Source organism: Sulfitobacter donghicola DSW-25 = KCTC 12864 = JCM 14565 (assembly GCF_000622405.1).
GTDB classification, from domain to species: domain Bacteria; phylum Pseudomonadota; class Alphaproteobacteria; order Rhodobacterales; family Rhodobacteraceae; genus Sulfitobacter; species Sulfitobacter donghicola.
In genome coordinates this window covers 704,136-720,682 of the sequence record NZ_JASF01000005.1, presented here as the reverse complement: position 1 = coordinate 720,682, position 16,547 = coordinate 704,136, and the positions used below count along the sequence as shown (strand labels likewise).

The following is a 16,547-nucleotide window of genomic DNA, read 5'->3' as shown; positions in this document are numbered from 1 at the left end:
ACGTGTCGCAACAGCTCCCCCAATCCGTTCTTTTCTGTTGCGACCACAACGCGGTGCGGTCCCCCATGGCCGAAGGTTTTATGAAAAAACTTTACGGCATGGATGTTTATGTCCAATCCGTTGGCGTTAAAAACGATCTTGAGATTGATGGTTTTTCAATTGCTGTCTGTCAGGAAATGGGTGTCGAACTGTCGCGCCACCGCTCGCGCAGCTTTGACGAGATGGAAGAATGGGGTGACGATCTCAGCTCTTTTGACCTCGTGATATCACTGTCGCCCGCGTCCCAGCGCCGCGCGCTGGAACTGACCCGTTACTTCCATTTAGATGTAGAATATTGGCCGATTCTGGACCCAACCGGATTGGGCGAGGGACGCGAAGAAAAGCTGGCCCAATTCCGCGCAGCCCGTGACCAGATCGTGAGCAAACTCACCGAACGTTTCGGCGCTCCGACACAGATACCTGCCTGATCGATCCGCCAAAGGCCCATCGCCCTTTGAACCCGCCAAATAGCGATGGGTGGTTTTAGCTATCTCAGGAACAAACCGATGACGCGCTTTGGCCAAAGGCCTTCCACGTATCCCAGAACGCATTGTCTGATGCGCGATCTGACTGGCGCCAGACCTGCAATTTATGAGGGTCTCTAAAGGCTTTAGCACCGCGCCGCTGTTGCGCTGATGACAGGGTTTGATTGGCAACCGCTTGAATACAGCCACAGCGCTGCGAACTTGCCGCTTTGCGCCCTTGGGCTAGGCACGCCTTTTGCAGCGGCCCCGTCGCGTATAGCTGCGTTGGCGTGAATGCCCCGCGCGAAGTGTAATTTGTTGCACCGCCACCGCAGGCGGCCAATGTGGACAGCGCCAATAGCGCCATGACCATGGGTTTCATCTCTTCTGCCTTTGTCTCAAGCCGCGATTGGGTTTGTCCCATTTTGTGCGGCGTTATCTGCTCTGGCAGCACTATGGGCAATTTCGTTAAAATTTTCAATTCGCAAAAAGAAAGGGCAGCGGCACATGGTGGCCGCTGCCCTTGGGGTGGGCAAAAATCCGCTGTTCTTAGAACTTCCAGCGGGCCCCAACAAAGGTTACGTCAACGTCTTGGGTCGCGCTGCCCGAGTTGTTGAAGTCATAGGTGCGGTGGCTGGCATAAAGCTCAAGGTTATAGGCATCGACCTTTTGCACAACGGCCAAACCGATAGATTCGGAATCGCTGCCCGCAAAGGCAAAATCTTCGCCGCTGTAGTAATCAACCGATAGGTGCGTGCGCCCCAGCGACAGCCAATCGCGCTGCAAACCCGCTTTGGCATAGATATAGCTTGCTTCGCTTTCGCGTGCGCGCCCACCAGCCAAGGAAAAGCTAAGGCCCGTTGGTTCGTGCAGTACCGCAGCAGAACCCAGCGTAAAGGCTTCGGCGCTGTCACGGATGGAATGGCCAAGGCGACCCGCAACCTTATAGTCACCATAGTCGCGGTTGTAGGTCAGGCCGATGTCATAGAACTCATCATCGTTGCCCCGCGCCAGAACTTCTTCGCCTGCCGAAATCGCCAGACCAAAGCCTTTGTAGGTCGGTGTGTCATAACGAATGCGGAAGCGGCGGCTGCCGTCAAACGCCGAGAAGGCATTGCCAACGCGCACGCCAGATGCCGATCCGTCTGCCAGCAAAAATTCCTGCGATCCCGCTTGGTCTTGCAAGCTGGAATAGGCGATCACGCTTGTCCCTGAAAAATCAGCCTCGGCTGTGCTATCCGTCGCGATAGACCCCTGACCGAACGAGAAAGTACCAATCCGAGCTGTTTCATAGATCAGCTCCAGCTTGCGCAATTCGCTGCGGCTGTAATCGGCGTCAAAGTCGTTGTCGCTGCCGCTGATGCTGCTCGAACCAGTAAAGCCCAAAGCGGTTTCAAAGTGAAAGCGGAACTGCCCGCCATTGGCCAGATCCTGACGGAAAATCGCGCCAACGCGCGAGTTCGAGTTGTCGTTGTCGGTAAAGCTGGTTTCGCTGTCAGCGCCATTATCAACGCTCAGAACGCCTAGGTTCAGCTGCCCGTAGAAATCCCAAACCGGATCAACTTCTTGAGCGGCGGATAAGCTAGGAACAACAAGGAGCGCAGGAAGCGCAAGTCGGGCTACGGGGTGCATTTTTGTCTCCAATATTAGCTGAGTCAGCAAAATGGCTGGCTTCGTTTTCAGTATGTGGGGGATGCAAGGGGAAATTTGAAATCACAGTTCTGCACATCATGGCACGCGGCTGTGAACGCTTGTAATCAACCCGCGATCTGGGTGCCCAAAAGGGCAGGGATCACGCGAATTTGTCCTGCAATGTGATGCGCTACTGCCCCCGCCGCCACTGGAAATTCGGCTGCAAAACCGATGCGGTCATCATCCACCTTGACCGCTCTTCAAAACCCCTACATATCCTAGGCATGACACCACTTTCACATATCCGCAATTTCTCCATCGTCGCCCATATTGACCATGGTAAATCCACCCTCGCTGATCGCCTCATCCAAGAGACGAACACAGTGGCCGAGCGCGATATGAAGGCGCAAATGCTCGATAACATGGACATCGAGCGCGAGCGCGGCATCACCATCAAAGCCCAAACCGTGCGGATCAACTACACCGCGCTGAACGGCGAAGAATACATCCTCAACCTGATCGACACCCCCGGCCACGTTGATTTCGCTTACGAAGTTTCCCGCTCCATGCGCGCGGTCGAAGGCTCGCTGCTGGTGGTCGACAGCACCCAAGGCGTTGAGGCCCAGACCCTCGCCAACGTGTATCACGCCATTGATGCCGATCACGAGATCGTGCCAGTGCTGAACAAGATCGACCTGCCCGCAACCGATTGTGATCGCGTCGCCGAGCAAATCGAAGACGTGATCGGCATTGATGCTTCTGACGCAATCCGCGTTTCCGCCAAAACCGGCGAGGGAATCATCGAGACCCTCGAAGCCGTTGTTCACAAACTTCCCGCCCCAACAGGCACGCTGGATGCACCGCTCAAGGCGATGCTGGTGGATTCATGGTACGACAGCTACCTCGGCGTGATCGTTCTGGTCCGCATCATGGACGGTCAGCTGAAAAAGGGCGAACGGATCAAGATGCTCTCGAACGGCTCAACCCACCACGTTGACCGCATCGGCGTCTTCCGCCCCGAAATGACAGAAATCGACGCGCTTGGCCCGGGTGAGCTCGGCTTCCTCACCGCTTCGATCAAACAGGTCCGCGATACCAGCGTTGGTGATACCATCACCCACGAGAAGAAAGGCTGCACCGAAGCCCTACCAGGCTTTAAACCGTCCCAGCCCGTGGTTTTCTGTGGCCTCTTCCCCGTTGATGCCGCCCAATTCGAAGACCTGCGCGACAGCATTGAAAAACTCGCCCTCAACGATGCCTCCTTTAGCTACGAGATGGAAACATCCGCCGCCCTTGGCTTTGGCTTCCGCTGCGGCTTCCTCGGTCTGCTGCACCTTGAGGTGATCCGCGACCGGATCGAACGCGAATATGACATCGACCTGATCACCACCGCGCCTTCCGTTATCTACGATATCCACATGCGCGACGGCACGGTTGAGCAGCTGCACAACCCCGCAGACATGCCCGACCTAACCTTCGTCGATCACATCGAAGAACCGCGGATCAAGGCAACCATCCTCGTCCCCGATGATTATCTCGGCGATGTGCTGAAACTCTGCCAAGACCGCCGCGGCATCCAAGAAGACCTCACCTATGCAGGCTCACGCGCCATGGTCGTCTATGACCTGCCGCTGAACGAAGTTGTATTTGACTTCTACGACCGCCTGAAATCGGTCACCAAAGGCTATGCCTCGTTTGACTATCAAATGATCGGCTACCGCGAAGATTCGCTGGTCAAAATGTCGATCCTCGTCAACGACGAACCCGTCGACGCCCTGTCCACCATGGTCCACCGCGACCGCGCCGAAATGCGCGGCCGCGCCATGGTCGAAAAACTAAAAGACCTCATCCCCCGCCACATGTTCAAAATCCCGATCCAAGCAGCCATCGGCGGCAAAGTCATCGCCCGCGAGACGCTGTCCGCCATGCGCAAAGACGTCACCGCAAAATGCTACGGCGGCGACGCATCGCGAAAACGCAAACTGCTGGACAAGCAGAAAGCGGGTAAGAAAAAGATGCGCCAATTCGGTAAGGTAGATATCCCGCAAGAAGCGTTTATCTCAGCGCTCAAGATGGACAATTAAACGTAGGGTGGGTGAAACCCACGCGTGGCACAAGGATTGATGGAGATCACGCGTGGGTTTCACCCACCCTACGTTGCATCGTTGAAAACGGCCAATCCTCTGGGCGCTCAACAAACCCGTGCTTTACGGGGTTCCAATGGCAATAATCAACATGCGCGGCGAAATCTGCCTGATCTCGAATGCAATGCTCCCAAAATCGTCTTTGCCATATCCCGCGTTCGCCTTTTCTGCGTTTGCTCTCGTTAGGGGATCCCACACTCGGGCAGTTTTTGGAAAAGGCAGTTTTTATCTTTTGCCAACGAATAGAAAAATCGGCGTCATCGCTGGGTAGTGTCCAAACGGCGTGAAGGTGATCGGGTAGGATCACCATCGCTTCGCATCGGACAGGATGTTCCTTGATGGCCGCAGCATAGGCTGACCTCAAAAGGTTGATTTCGCGTAACAAAAGGTCGCTCCCCCGTTCCGCGAGGTTCACGGTGAAGAAATAGGTGCCTCCCGGCACATACATGCGGCGATATCTGCTCATGGGGGAATTGTCTTGTGTCTTGGTTAACAATTGGTTGCCTGTGGGTTCCACCCACCCTACACCACCCCCATGACATGCCCCCTCTGCACCTCCGCCGCCCCGCTCATCGCCACAGCTGTTTCAGGCGGCCCCGCTGACGCCAGCATCGACATCTGCGCGGCCTGCGCTGATCCAGCCACGCCCGCCGATCACTTCCGCCCCATCGCCTCGACCATGTGGTCTGAGGACCCCGCGCTGCAGGTTTTTGCCGCGCGCACGCTCAAACGGCTTGATACCGATTGGGCCCGCGATCTGCTCGACCAGCTTTACCTCGATGAGGAAACCCAAGAATGGGCCGATAACGTGGCCGAGCAGACAGACCACAAAGACAGCAACGGCGTCCCCCTTGCCAATGGCGATACGGTGGTGCTGATCAAAGATCTCAACGTCAAAGGCGCGGGCTTTACCGCCAAACGCGGCACTGCCGTGCACCGGATCAGCCTTGTCCAAGACAACGCCGCCCATATTGAAGGCCGCGTTGAGGGCCAGCGCATTGTCATCCTGACCGAGTTCGTGAAAAAGCGCGCCTAAGCCCCGCCGATTGACGCAGATCAACGCGCCGCACTCTCTCCGATGCTACCCATCGCGTGACCATAAAGGCCACCGAAGGGAACCGCTCATGTTTCGTCTTGCATCCATTCTTTATTCCATCGTTGGAACCACCTTGGCTGGCATCGGTGTGATTGCCGTTCTGTCCGCTGGCTACGATACGCTTGTCCCGATCCTGATCGCGGCGGCAGTTGGTGCGGTGGTTGCCCTGCCGGTGTCCTACATTGTGGCAGGCAAAATTCTGGCGCTAACGTCAAAATAACTGCGGCGGCGGGTGTTTAGGGTGGTGTACGTCTGGTGCACGGCGTGTGTACACTGTGTGACACGTGTATTCTCCTGACCCCGAGGCCTCTATGACCCCTTGCATTCTCTGCGTCGCCATCACCGGTTCTGTCCCGACTAAGGCCGCCAATCCTGCGGTGCCGATCAGCATTTCCGAGCAGATCGAAAGCACCCATGCCGCCTATGAAGCAGGCGCCAGCATATGCCACGCGCATGTGCGCAACGATGACGAAACGCCAACGTCAGACCCCGAGAAATTCGCGGCCTTGCAGGAGGGGATCAAGGCGCATTGCCCTGATATGATTATGCAATTCTCGACTGGTGGCCGATCAGGTGCAGGTGAGGAGCGCGGCGGCATGTTGTCCCTACGTCCAGATATGGCCAGCCTCTCTGTCGGGTCCAACAACTTTCCCACCCGCGTCTACGAAAACCCGCCACAGCTGGTCGATTGGCTGGCCTCCGAGATGGTGAAATACGAAGTAAAGCCCGAAATCGAGGCCTTTGACCTGTCCCACATCCACAAAGCCGCCGAAATGAACCGCGATGGCCGCATCCCCGGGCAGCTCTATATCCAGTTCGTGATGGGGGTGAAAAACGCTATGCCCGCCGATAAAGAAGCCTTTGATTTCTATGTGAAAACACTCAAACGTCTGGTGCCGGATGCCCAGTGGTGTGCCGCTGGAATCGGGCCAAACCAGATCGTTTTGAACGAATGGGCGATTGCGGCGGGGGGGCACACCCGCACGGGCCTAGAGGACAACGTCCGCTGGGATAAAAACACACTCGCACCGTCCAACGCAGCCCTCATCCAGCGCGCCGCCGACCTGTGCGAGAAATATGAACGCCCCGTTGCAACGCCATCGCAGGCGCGTGAAATCTTGGGGCTGCGAACAGCCTAAAGCAGGGCGTTGATATCGGCGGGGGTTGCCCCGCCGTCCAAAAGAACCTGCAACACCTCTTGGGTGAATTGCCAGACCTCTTCAGTGTGGACAAGGTGGTGGGTCAACAGGCCAAGGGGTTCCGTAGCATCGCTACCCCCTTCGCGACGGTTGCGCAGGGTGGTAACGATCCCTTCAACCAATTCAGTTGGGTCGGCTAACCCACGGTGTCCACGCCAGAAAATGGGGTCGATGTGGGTGTTGATCTGGGTGAGGTTAGGGGCTGCGAACTGGGCCTTTCGTGGGCCATAGGTCGACAGACCTCGATATCCGGCAAGGGTAAGGGCAGGCAGCAAATCAGGATTGAACCTGTTCCATGGCGGCACAAACAGTTTCACCAGCTGTGTGCTGAACTGAGCCTCCAAAGTGTCCATAGCCAACCCCAATTCGCTTTCCGCTTGGGGGCGCAGGTGGCCAAATTCGGCGTTCTTCTCGCCTTTTGGCGCATGGCTTTGGTGGCGCCAGCCGTGGATGACGGGGATCAGGTTTGGGGCGTCGTTGAGTGCGGGCACAAGCGACGGCGTCATGTGGGCAGGGATGACGGCGATATATGCAGGCATGCCCAAGGTCTCGGATATCTGGGTGAGACGTGACAGCGCGGGCGTGGTGGCAATGGCGTCATCGTCGCGCCACCAGATGGGAAGGGGGCGTTCAGCTTGGCGCCAAAATGTTAGCTCGGCTTTCAGGGGCGACCAGTTGATTTTCATGATGCATCTCTCATCTGGTGGGTGATCTCAACTGTAGTGGCCGCGCCGTTGAAGCCGCCTGAATCCGGTGTGCGCCGTGGCGCAGCGATGACTTCGCGTAGCGCAGCAAGCAGCGTTTCCCCAGTTAGCGCTGCCCGCCGAAGGGTTGCGATCCCGTCGCGTTTGGATAGCGCATCCGCGCGCAGCCCCTGTTCGACTTCGCTGCCCTCATCAAAGGGGATGAAAACCGCAGGAGTTGCAGCCTGCAAAATGTCCAATGCGGTGTTGTAGCCGCATAAGGAAACGGATGCTTTGGCGTGATACAACATCTGGCGAAAATCCTTGCGAACCGATTGAACGGTGACATTTGAGGGCGCGCGCGCTGCCAGCTCTGCAATGCGTGCATCTGGTGCCGCGCCGCCTACCAGAACGCGAAAAGGGGCGTCTAACGCCGTGGCGGTTGCTAGGGCTGCCTCATAAATCGGCCCGCCGACGTCTCCACCGCCTGCACTGATAATGATCTCACCTTGGCCTGCCATATCGGGGTGAAGACCCGCCGCTGGGGGCGCGACAAAGCCCGTATAACGCAGGTAGCCCGTCAAGGTTTCACTGACAGGCCAGCTTAGCTCCAACGGGGTGAGGGCCTGCACCGAATGAACAAGGACCGCATCGTAGAATTGGGCGATCATCTCCTCGGCAAAGAGGGCCTTCTTTGGCTTTGAAGGCGGGGCTAGGATGTCGCGGATAGAGGCGCAAACAAGGGGGGGCTTGGCGCTGGATTTTGCGGCATCCAGCAGCGTTTGAAACTCTTCCTTCAGGATGCGACGCCCAAAGGGGAACAGCTCGGTGATTAGGATGTCTGGCGCGACCTCTGCGAAGGTTTTGAGCAATTGATTTTGACGTTCAGCGAGAAAACCTTGGCCCGCGGTTTGGCCGTTCTCGTCCAGCAAGGTCGCGAAATCCACGCCATTAGAGCGCACAGGAGGCAATTGTACAAAACGCATGCCATCGGTTGCAAAATGCGGGGCTGGCATGCCGCCAGAAACAACACAGACATCATCCCCCGCCGCCAGATAGGCCCGCGCCAAGGTTAAGGCCCGCGCCAGATGCCCCGTTCCCAATAGGTGGGTGACGACAATCATGACCCTCACGAGATCGGCCTTTCCAAACGGACAGGTTCTGGCAGCAGGCGCCACGCTGTCCCGTCGATTTCGATAATGAACAGGCGGTTTCGTTTGACCGCGAAAGGGGCGGGGCCCGCAAAATTCCACCCCGTGGCATGGGCCATCAGCACCCGCATCACGCCGATGTGGCAAACCGCTATGCTGTCGCGCGCAAGTCTGTTCGCCCATGGAACCAACCTGTCCCTCAGCGCGGCAGGGCTTTCCCCATTCGGGGGCGTATAGTCCCAGCCCCAATCTTCGATATCGCGGTGATCGCAGGTTGGATCGGCGCGCAGTTCCTTGGCAATACGGCCCTCCCAATCGCCCCAGTTCATTTCGATCAAAGCGGGGTCGGTTTTTGGTTCGCGGCCAGCGACCAGCGCGGCAGTATGGGCGGCGCGCTCTAGCGGGCTGGCCCAAAGCATGGCGTCTTTCCACGGGGAGGGCAGCGATTGATTGCGCAATTCGGCCACCGCATCTGCATCCAGCGCGATGTCGCTGCGCCCTTGAACGCGGCCCTCGCGGTTCCACGTTGTGTGGCCGTGACGTAGCAAAGCAAGACGGATCATTTCACCCCTACCATTTCTAGCCCTAGGCGTAGTGTTTCGGCTGTCGCGGGTCGCAGATGATATTGGCGGATGTGTGCGCGAATGTCATCGGGTGAAGGGGCAGGGGATGCAGCAAGCGCGGCTAACCCTGCGGCCCCCTCTTCGACCTTGGGATAATCCCGAGGGTACAATACATCGCGCACACCTGGGCGGTCTTGGGCAATAACGGCAAGGCCATGGGCTTGGGCCTCTAGATAAGTCAGGCCAAAGGCCTCATCCACACCGGGCCAGATGAGCGCGCCAGATCGCTGGTAGGCCTGTTCAAGCTTTTGTGCGCTCAGGGCGCCTAAAAACGTAACGCGATCCGCAAAAGGGGCCATGGCCAGCTCTACCAAGGCCCGTGCAGGCCCGTCGCCTGCGATCTCTAGGCGGGTATCGTCGGGCATCAAGGCAAGCGTTTCAGCGATCAGCTGGTAAGAGGGCAGTTTCGCGGCAGCCCGCATCATACCCACTGCCAGCAAATGGGAGCCCTCGGCCCTTGGGGGCAGATCATCGCGGTTGAGAAAGGGCTTTAGAAGGATGTGCTTTTGCGCGGGCGGGGCATAGTCGCGCAACGCTTTGCTATCGCGCTCCGTCAGGTAAAAGACCACATCGGCCGCGTCACAGGCCTGTTCCGCGGCGCGGGCAAATCTGTCCCACGCACCGCCTAGCCTCTTGCGGGCACGCGTTGCTTCGATGGACAGATAGGGAATACCCAAACTTTGCGCGACGCTGGGGCCGATCAGGTCGGGGGCTTTGTAATAGGTGTGATAGGTGATCCACGCCTGCCAGTTCGCGGCTTTTCCTTGCGCGATGATTTGCGGGATTTGGGCATTTGCTTGTGCGATCAGATCGGCTTGGATCTCTGCGTCGCCTTTCCCATCGCGGGTGCGAAGGGCCGAGGCCAGATCCACCCTAGCCCCCAACGTTTCAAGCGCTGCGATTAAAGAGCGCGCCATTGCGCGATCCCCTGACGGCACAGGGTGCGCCGGAGGTTTCAGGGGGGCGTAAAAGGCGAGGCGCATCAGGCGGTTTTCAGAATGCCACGCAGGCGTTTCGCCAGATGGGCAATGCCCGGTGCCATGGTAAATTCGGCATGCAGCCGTTTATGCGCAGCTTGGGCCAGACGGGGGCCCAATGCAGGGTCGCCAGCGATATCCAACATCCCGTCCGCAAAGGCACGCGGCGTGTCTTTGGCCAGAATGCCATGGGTGCCGTTTGTGATAAATTCGGGGATCGCGGAAACGGGTGTGGACAGGATCGGCAACAGCTGGCTCGCCGCTTCCATCAACACGTTTGGCAGCCCGTCACGGTCTCCGTCGGCCGCGATACGAGAGGGCAGCACAAACAGGTCGGCCTCGCGCATGGCGGCGATGACGTCAGGCTGATCGCAGGCCCCGCGCCATGTGATCCGCGCAGCCACGCCAGCGTTTTTGGCCCGCTCGCGCATTTCTTCGTCCAGCGCACCACCGCCGATATGGGTCCAGTGCCAGTCCAGCGTATCAGGCAGCAGGGCTAGCGCATCAATCAGCGTATCAAATCCCTTTTTCTCGACCAGTCGACCAACTGACATCATGCGCAGCGGCGCATCAGGTGATCGCAGCGGGCGTTCGGGCGGGTTTGGGAAACGGGCAAGGTCGAGGCCATGGTAAACCAGATCAACGCGCTCGGGTGTATCGGCAAGCCCTTGCAGGTGTTCTGCGCCAAAGGCGGTGCAGGTGGCGCCAAATGCGGCGCCATAGGTGGCTGGGGTTAGCTTTTCGCGCAATTCCCATTCGGGCGAGGTCCAGATGTCTTTTGCGTGGGCCGAAAAAGACCACGGCACGCCCCGCAAGATCGCCGCGTATCGCGCAACGGAGGATGGCGTGTGCAGGAAATGGGAGTAGAGCGCTTCGAGGCTGCCTTCGGCCTCATGGGCCAGAACACATGCCTGCCCCCAACGGCGGCGGCGGTTGGCGGTGTCGTCGCGCGCAAGGTCGGCGGCATAGGCTTCGGCGGCCGCATCAAACCCCGGCAGGGCCGTCACAGCACCCATGGCTTCGTGCACACGGCGGGGTTCTTCGTGCAGGTATTCGGGCAGATAGCGCACCCGCGCCTTAAGGCGATCATGCAGCGGGTGGGTTTTCTTGTCGGTGGGGTGGCGCAATGACCAAAGGTCAAAGGCGATACCGGATTCCTCTAGGGCAACCAGCTCTTGTGCGATGAAGGTTTCGGAAAGGCGCGGCCAGCCTTTGACCACAATCGCGAGGGGGGGCGTGGTCATGATGTTAGTCCTTATTATTCATTAACGCGTGGCCCCGTTCGACCACAACATCCAACCCGTCAAGCAGGCCATTGGCGCCCGCTTCGGATGGTTTCCCTTGGGTTGGCAGGGCGCGAATGGCGTTGATCATGGCCTCAACCGTCATGCCGTCGCGACCATCATCCAACATGCGCACCAGCCCCAGCTCTTCGGCGCGGCTGGCGCGGATCCATTGTTCCAGCCGTGGCACGGTGCGCGGGACAATGACCGCGCGTTGATCAAAGCTGAGAACTTCGCAAAAGGTGTTATAGCCGCCCATACACACAACGCCCTGAGCATTGGCAAAAAGCGCCTCGATCCGGCTGTCAAAGCCAGTGGCGATGACCCGCCCGTCAAGCGCATCAACACGCGCATCCAAAGCGTCTCGTACCTCGCCAGAGAGGAAAGGCCCGTAAACCAACATCGCTTTGGGGCCCAAGGTCGGGTCCGCCTCATAGGCGTCCAGCACCAGCGACACCATAGCAGCGCCGTCGCCGCCACCGCCCGGCGTGATGAGGATATAGGGCTCGTCCGGCACATCGACAGCATCGGTTAGCTCGCGGCGCAGGTAGCCTGTGTAATGCATCCGCTTGCGGGTTGCGTCGCTAAACGGCAGGCCGCTGGTAGGGTCATAGATATCTTCGACGCCATATACCCAGAATTCGTCATAAAACGCTTCGGCCGCTTTCACAGCACCCTTGCGTTCCCATTCTGCCGCCAGAACGTCTGGTTCATCCAGAACATCCCGAAGACCCAATACTATGCGGCAGTTGCCTTGGGCTTGTAGCCATTCCAATGTGGACAGCAGTTCGCCGCGAAAGCCGGTGGGTTCTTTATCAACGATCAGCAGGTCGGGTTGATATTGTTCGACCGCAGATTGGATCAGCCCTGCCCGCAAATTGGTGGTGGCGTCGATATCCAGCCCCAAGGTTGAGCTGATGTATGATCCATCCGGCAGTTTAGTAACACCAGGCAGGCGGATGTGGTCCACCCGTTCTGGAAAGGCAAACCGCCCCGCAACAGGTGAGCCCGTCAAAATGATCGCGGATGAGCTATCATCACCAGCCGTAAGAGCCGTCGCCAAAGCACGCGACCGGCGCAAATGCCCCAAGCCAAACGTGTCATGGCTGTATAGCATGACACGATGTGCAGGCTTGCGTGCGTTTGCTTCTGCGATGGGGTCTTGCGGCATTAACTTTCTTTCCGTCTTGCTAGGCTCAAAGTCTCAGGTCGCTGCCTGATTTGCCGAATACGCCTTTGATGTCATATAACACCGCGCCTTCCTTACCAAAGGCCCGAATTGCATCACTGCCCAAGTTTACAAATTCGCGGTGCCCAACGGCCACCAGTATCGCGTCATAGGCGCCCAATTCAGGGGTTTCGACGGCTTTGACCCCATGTTGAGCCTCTAATCGCGCGGTGCCGACCCATGGGTCGTGAACGTCGGTTTGGATGGCGTAATCGTCCAGCTCGGAAATGATATCGGAAACACGGGTGTTGCGCGTGTCGGCGCAGTTTTCCTTGAACGTATACCCTAGGATCAAAACACGCGCGCCGCGTACGCCGATGTCTCTTTTCAGCATCGCCTTCACCAGCGTTTGCGCCACATGAGCGCCCATCGCGTCATTGATCCGACGACCGGCAAGGATCACTTCGGGGTGATAGCCCAACTGCTGTGCGCGGAAGGTGAGGTAGTAGGGGTCAACGCCAATACAGTGGCCGCCAACCAAACCGGGTTTGAAGGGCAGGAAATTCCATTTGGTGCCCGCCGCCTCGAGCACTTCGAGCGTATCAAGGCCGAGACGTTCAAAGATCAGCGCGAATTCATTGACCAAGGCGATGTTCAAATCGCGCTGGGTGTTTTCGATAACCTTCGCGGCCTCTGCCGTGGCAATAGAAGAGGCACGGTGCAAGCCGGCCTTTACCACGGGGCTGTAAATCGCTTCGACGCGGTCGAGGGTTTCATCGTCTTGGGCCGCGATGACCTTGATCACATTCTCCATCGAATGCTCAACATCACCGGGGTTAACGCGTTCGGGGGAATAGGCCAGTTTGATTTGGCGACCGGTTTCCAATCCGCTGGCCTTGGCAAGGGCTGGGCCGCAAACGTCTTCGGTTACACCGGGGTAAACGGTGCTTTCTAGGATCACCAATGCACCATCCGTCAAATGAGGGGCGATGGTCGCGCAGGCGCCCAAAATCGGGCCAAGGTCGGGAGCTTTTGCATCGGTGATCGGCGTTGGCACGGCAATGATAAACGCCGTGCAACCCGCCAGATCAGCCGCGTTATGTGTGAAAACTGCGGTAGAGGATGCAACTTTGGCATCATCGATTTCACCATTGGGATCGCGCCCCTCACAAAGCGCGTCGATCATCGGGGGATGGATGTCATAGCCAACCACTTGGAAACCATTTCGCGCTAAACCCAAGGCAAGGGGCAGGCCAACATAGCCAAGGCCCAAAATAGCAATCCGGTCGCTTTTGGAGGTGGTCGTCATCGATGTGTCCTTGGTTTACCGTATCCAATCGGAAACGGTCTTTGGCTAGGTTCTGCTATGGCATGATGGGGCCGTTTTGTAAAACGCCAACACAGGGTGGGGTTCTGTTGGTTTTGGGGAATGTGGCCGTTTGGCGCTAGATTGCAAAATCCAAAACAAACCCCTACGCTTAACGATGCGCGCGGTTTCGCGCCAAAGAATGGGACGGGGACTTCAAACATGTTTTTTCGCATGCTGTTACTAGCATTCACTTGGCTTTTATTTACCTTTTTGCCAGCTGCTGATGTTTCCGCCCAGAGCCTGACCTCCATGCTGGGGGGCTCTGAAGAGGTTGAAGAAACTGTTGCCGAAACCACGCCGCAGGAAACTCTGGCCGAGACGCTGAGGAATGCTGCGCGCGATGGCGTTGACGTCATTGTGATTGATACCCAAGGGCAGGTGATCACCCAATCCGCCCCTGAGGAGGATGATGCAGACGCGATCGAACCAACAGCCGAGGATTATTCCCGTTTGATGAAGGTGCAAGAGGGCGCTGATCGTGCTCGCGATGCCTTGATTGACAGGGTGGCCCAGCTGCCGAATGCCTTCCGTGAAGTGGCCTATATCCTTCGGGCGGCGTCTCCGGATGGCACCATCCTTATGTATTTTAAGATATTGGGGTGGAGCCTGCTGTTGTTTGGCGTGGGTGTGATTGTCGAACGAGAGATTTTTGCAAAACGCTTTGCACGCAAATTTGTTGTCAGCCGCGTCATGGATTCTCCGGCGGGTTATGCGGAAAAGATGCCTTTTCTCGTCTTCAGATTTCTCATGGGGGTGATTGGCATTCTGTGCTCGATGGCCGTTGCCTATGTTCTGGGGGCCGTTCTATTTCCGCCTATCGATGATAGTGCCATTCAGTTTACGCTGACCTTGATCAATATTGGCTATTTCAGTTGCCGTGTGATGGCTGGTTTGTGGCGGATGATCCTGTCTCCCTATTTGTCGCAATACCGTATTCCGATCATCAGCGATTCTGATGCCAAGCGTTTGCATAACTGGTTGTGGATCTTGGGCAGCTTGGACCTCTGCGCCATTTTGTTTGGCATCTGGATCGGAGAGCTGGGCCTGAATTATGATGTTTACGCCCTTGTGTCTTCTGTCATGTCGGGGGGCGTGGTGCTGTTGAACATCCTGTTGGTTGTTGTGAACCGCCGTGCCATCTCTGCGGCGCTGCGTCATGGCAAAGAACCAAACGAGGTGGGCATTCTGGTGCGTTTGCTGAGCAAGTTATGGGCGCCTGCCGTTGTCATCTATGTTGTTTTCGCTTGGTTCGAGCTGACCTATGATCTGGTCCTTGAAAGGCCCAGTTCGATCCCGTTGATTGCGGGGGCCTATGGTATCCTGATTTCGATCATCGTGGTCTACGGGGTGGTGAATTACCTGATCGAGCGTGGCTTTGCGCGCGCGCGTGTTCTGCGTTTGCTGCGCGAGAAACAAGCTGAGTTGGAAGCCCAAGAACTGGCGCGACTGGAAAAGGAAGCGTTTGAACAAAGATTGCGGCGCGATGAGGGGCTTGATCTTGATCGCGAGAGCGCTCTTGAGGGGGATAACCCTGCTGGCGCCTTGGCCGAACGGATCGAACCCGCAGAGGCAGTTTCGCCTGCCGGAGCTAGCTTAACACAGGCCGAGCACGACATGCTTTCTGCCGCCGCCGAAGAGCGGGGTAAGCCGGTTCGTGTCCTGAATTCATTCGAAGCCTTGGCGCGGCGGGTTGCGGGCATCTTGGCGTTTGTTGCGGGTTCCTATGCGTTTTTCTATATCTGGGACAATGATAGCGCACAAATGGTTGAATCCAGCCTGTACCGCGTGATGGATATCATCGTCATAATCTTTATCGGCTACATCGTTTATCACGCGTTCCGTATTTGGATCGATACAAAGATTGCCGAAGAGGCACAGGACGAAGTCGAGGCCGAGCCAGGTGATGAAGGCGGGGCTTCGTCGGCGTCGCGATTGGCGACATTGTTGCCGTTGTTCCGAAACTTTACCCTGATTGTGGTGATCGTGACGATCATCCTGATTGTTCTGATGGAAGTGGGGATCAACGTGGGGCCACTGTTTGCTGGTGCTGGTATCGTTGGCGTTGCCGTTGGTTTTGGCTCTCAGGCGCTGGTGCGTGATATCTTTGCGGGTGCTTTCTTTCTGTTTGATGATGCGTTTCGCAAAGGCGAATATCTGGATGTGGGCGGGGTAAAGGGCACGGTCGAAAAAATCTCGGTTCGCTCGTTCCAGCTGCGCCACCACTTGGGCGCCTTGCACACCATCCCCTTTGGTGAGTTGCAGGTGATGACCAACTACAGCCGCGATTGGGTTATCATGAAGCTGCCACTGCGTGTGACCTATGACACGGACGTCGAAAAGGTGCGTAAGCTGATCAAAAAGCTGGGGATTTCATTGCTGGATGATCCTGTGATCGGGCAGAACTTTATCGCGCCGCTAAAGTCACAAGGTGTGATCGAAATGCAGGATAGCGCCATGATCATCCGCGTGAAGTTCATGACCAAGCCTGGCGATCAATGGCTGGTGCGCAAGCGCGTATACGAAGAAATTCGTGTGCTGTTTGAACGCGAAGGGATCAAATTTGCACACCGCGAGGTGACCGTGCGTCTGGCGGATGGCAAGGTCGATGACCTGACCGAAGAGCAGAAACGACGTGTTGCAGCGGCAGCGCATGCTTCAATCGAAGAGCAGCTCGAAGAGGCGGCCGAGGCAAACGATGGGGATGATCGATAGGCGCAGA

The 16,547-nt window shown here is 57.4% G+C and carries 17 protein-coding genes; 6 read left to right on the top strand and 11 right to left on the bottom strand.

The genetic code is table 11. From position 1 onward, the window contains the following. Positions 1 to 2 precede the first annotated feature (2 nt). Positions 3 to 467 (top strand): arsenate-mycothiol transferase ArsC, encoded by a 465-nt coding sequence (locus Z948_RS0104525; RefSeq protein WP_025058387.1) that lies wholly within the window; start codon positions 3 to 5, stop codon positions 465 to 467. A gap of 64 nt (positions 468 to 531) precedes the next feature. Here the strand turns inward: Z948_RS0104525 and Z948_RS0104520 are convergent, their stop codons facing one another. The 3 genes from Z948_RS0104520 to Z948_RS19260 form a co-directional block, all read right to left on the bottom strand. Next, the gene (locus Z948_RS0104520; protein WP_245604552.1) at positions 532 to 927 is read right to left on the bottom strand and encodes a hypothetical protein; all 396 of its coding nucleotides are present in this window, start codon (positions 925 to 927) and stop codon (positions 532 to 534) included. A gap of 125 nt (positions 928 to 1,052) precedes the next feature. Beyond that, a complete protein-coding gene (locus tag Z948_RS0104515) occupies positions 1,053 to 2,135 on the bottom strand; it encodes a porin (protein ID WP_037951640.1) in 1,083 nt (360 codons plus the stop codon). 125 nt (positions 2,136 to 2,260) lie between these two features. After that, positions 2,261 to 2,383, bottom strand: a complete 123-nt coding sequence (locus Z948_RS19260; RefSeq protein ID WP_255209598.1) for a hypothetical protein — start codon at positions 2,381 to 2,383, stop codon at positions 2,261 to 2,263. Positions 2,384 to 2,419: 36 nt separating this feature from the next. Between Z948_RS19260 and lepA the strand changes: the two genes are divergently transcribed. Then, positions 2,420 to 4,219 carry a translation elongation factor 4 gene (lepA, locus tag Z948_RS0104510; RefSeq protein WP_025058384.1) on the top strand — a complete coding sequence of 600 codons (1,800 nt, stop codon included), beginning with the start codon at positions 2,420 to 2,422 and terminating at the stop codon, positions 4,217 to 4,219. A gap of 46 nt (positions 4,220 to 4,265) precedes the next feature. On the opposite strand, the gene Z948_RS0104505 is transcribed toward lepA, so the two are convergent. Next, complete coding sequence (locus tag Z948_RS0104505; RefSeq protein ID WP_025058383.1) at positions 4,266 to 4,745, bottom strand: REP-associated tyrosine transposase; 480 nt, start codon at positions 4,743 to 4,745, stop codon at positions 4,266 to 4,268. Positions 4,746 to 4,814: 69 nt separating this feature from the next. Between Z948_RS0104505 and Z948_RS0104500 the strand changes: the two genes are divergently transcribed. The 3 genes from Z948_RS0104500 (at position 4,815) to Z948_RS0104490 (ending at position 6,514) form a co-directional block, all read left to right on the top strand. Next, a complete protein-coding gene (locus tag Z948_RS0104500; protein WP_025058382.1) occupies positions 4,815 to 5,315 on the top strand; it encodes an alkylphosphonate utilization protein in 501 nt (166 codons plus the stop codon). Positions 5,316 to 5,403: 88 nt separating this feature from the next. Next, the gene (locus tag Z948_RS0104495; RefSeq protein WP_025058381.1) at positions 5,404 to 5,595 is read left to right on the top strand and encodes a hypothetical protein; all 192 of its coding nucleotides are present in this window, start codon (positions 5,404 to 5,406) and stop codon (positions 5,593 to 5,595) included. 91 nt (positions 5,596 to 5,686) lie between these two features. After that, the gene (locus Z948_RS0104490; protein ID WP_025058380.1) at positions 5,687 to 6,514 is read left to right on the top strand and encodes a 3-oxoadipate:acetyl-CoA acetyltransferase; all 828 of its coding nucleotides are present in this window, start codon (positions 5,687 to 5,689) and stop codon (positions 6,512 to 6,514) included. On the opposite strand, the gene Z948_RS0104485 is transcribed toward Z948_RS0104490, so the two are convergent. The 7 genes from Z948_RS0104485 to Z948_RS0104455 are packed head-to-tail and all read right to left on the bottom strand — an operon-like array spanning position 6,511 to position 13,768. Continuing rightward, complete coding sequence (locus tag Z948_RS0104485) at positions 6,511 to 7,260, bottom strand: polysaccharide deacetylase family protein (protein ID WP_025058379.1); 750 nt, start codon at positions 7,258 to 7,260, stop codon at positions 6,511 to 6,513. The genes Z948_RS0104490 and Z948_RS0104485 overlap by 4 nt on opposite strands. Further along, positions 7,257 to 8,390 (bottom strand): glycosyltransferase family protein, encoded by a 1,134-nt coding sequence (locus Z948_RS0104480; RefSeq protein ID WP_025058378.1) that lies wholly within the window; start codon positions 8,388 to 8,390, stop codon positions 7,257 to 7,259. Before Z948_RS0104480 ends, Z948_RS0104485 begins: the two co-directional genes overlap by 4 nt. Continuing rightward, positions 8,387 to 8,971 carry a histidine phosphatase family protein gene (locus tag Z948_RS0104475; protein ID WP_025058377.1) on the bottom strand — a complete coding sequence of 195 codons (585 nt, stop codon included), beginning with the start codon at positions 8,969 to 8,971 and terminating at the stop codon, positions 8,387 to 8,389. The genes Z948_RS0104480 and Z948_RS0104475 overlap by 4 nt, the downstream gene beginning before the upstream one ends. After that, positions 8,968 to 10,014, bottom strand: a complete 1,047-nt coding sequence (locus Z948_RS0104470) for a glycosyltransferase family 4 protein (protein ID WP_245604551.1) — start codon at positions 10,012 to 10,014, stop codon at positions 8,968 to 8,970. Before Z948_RS0104470 ends, Z948_RS0104475 begins: the two co-directional genes overlap by 4 nt. Continuing rightward, complete coding sequence (locus Z948_RS0104465) at positions 10,014 to 11,252, bottom strand: glycosyltransferase family 4 protein (RefSeq protein ID WP_025058375.1); 1,239 nt, start codon at positions 11,250 to 11,252, stop codon at positions 10,014 to 10,016. Before Z948_RS0104465 ends, Z948_RS0104470 begins: the two co-directional genes overlap by 1 nt. A gap of 4 nt (positions 11,253 to 11,256) precedes the next feature. Next, positions 11,257 to 12,462 (bottom strand): glycosyltransferase family protein, encoded by a 1,206-nt coding sequence (locus Z948_RS0104460; protein ID WP_025058374.1) that lies wholly within the window; start codon positions 12,460 to 12,462, stop codon positions 11,257 to 11,259. A gap of 25 nt (positions 12,463 to 12,487) precedes the next feature. Continuing rightward, a complete protein-coding gene (locus Z948_RS0104455) occupies positions 12,488 to 13,768 on the bottom strand; it encodes a nucleotide sugar dehydrogenase (RefSeq protein WP_025058373.1) in 1,281 nt (426 codons plus the stop codon). A gap of 231 nt (positions 13,769 to 13,999) precedes the next feature. Here Z948_RS0104455 and Z948_RS0104450 point away from each other — a divergent pair, with 231 nt between their 5' ends. Further along, positions 14,000 to 16,540: a mechanosensitive ion channel family protein gene (locus tag Z948_RS0104450; protein ID WP_025058372.1), complete on the top strand. Its 2,541-nt coding sequence runs from the start codon at positions 14,000 to 14,002 to the stop codon at positions 16,538 to 16,540. Positions 16,541 to 16,547 lie beyond the last annotated feature (7 nt).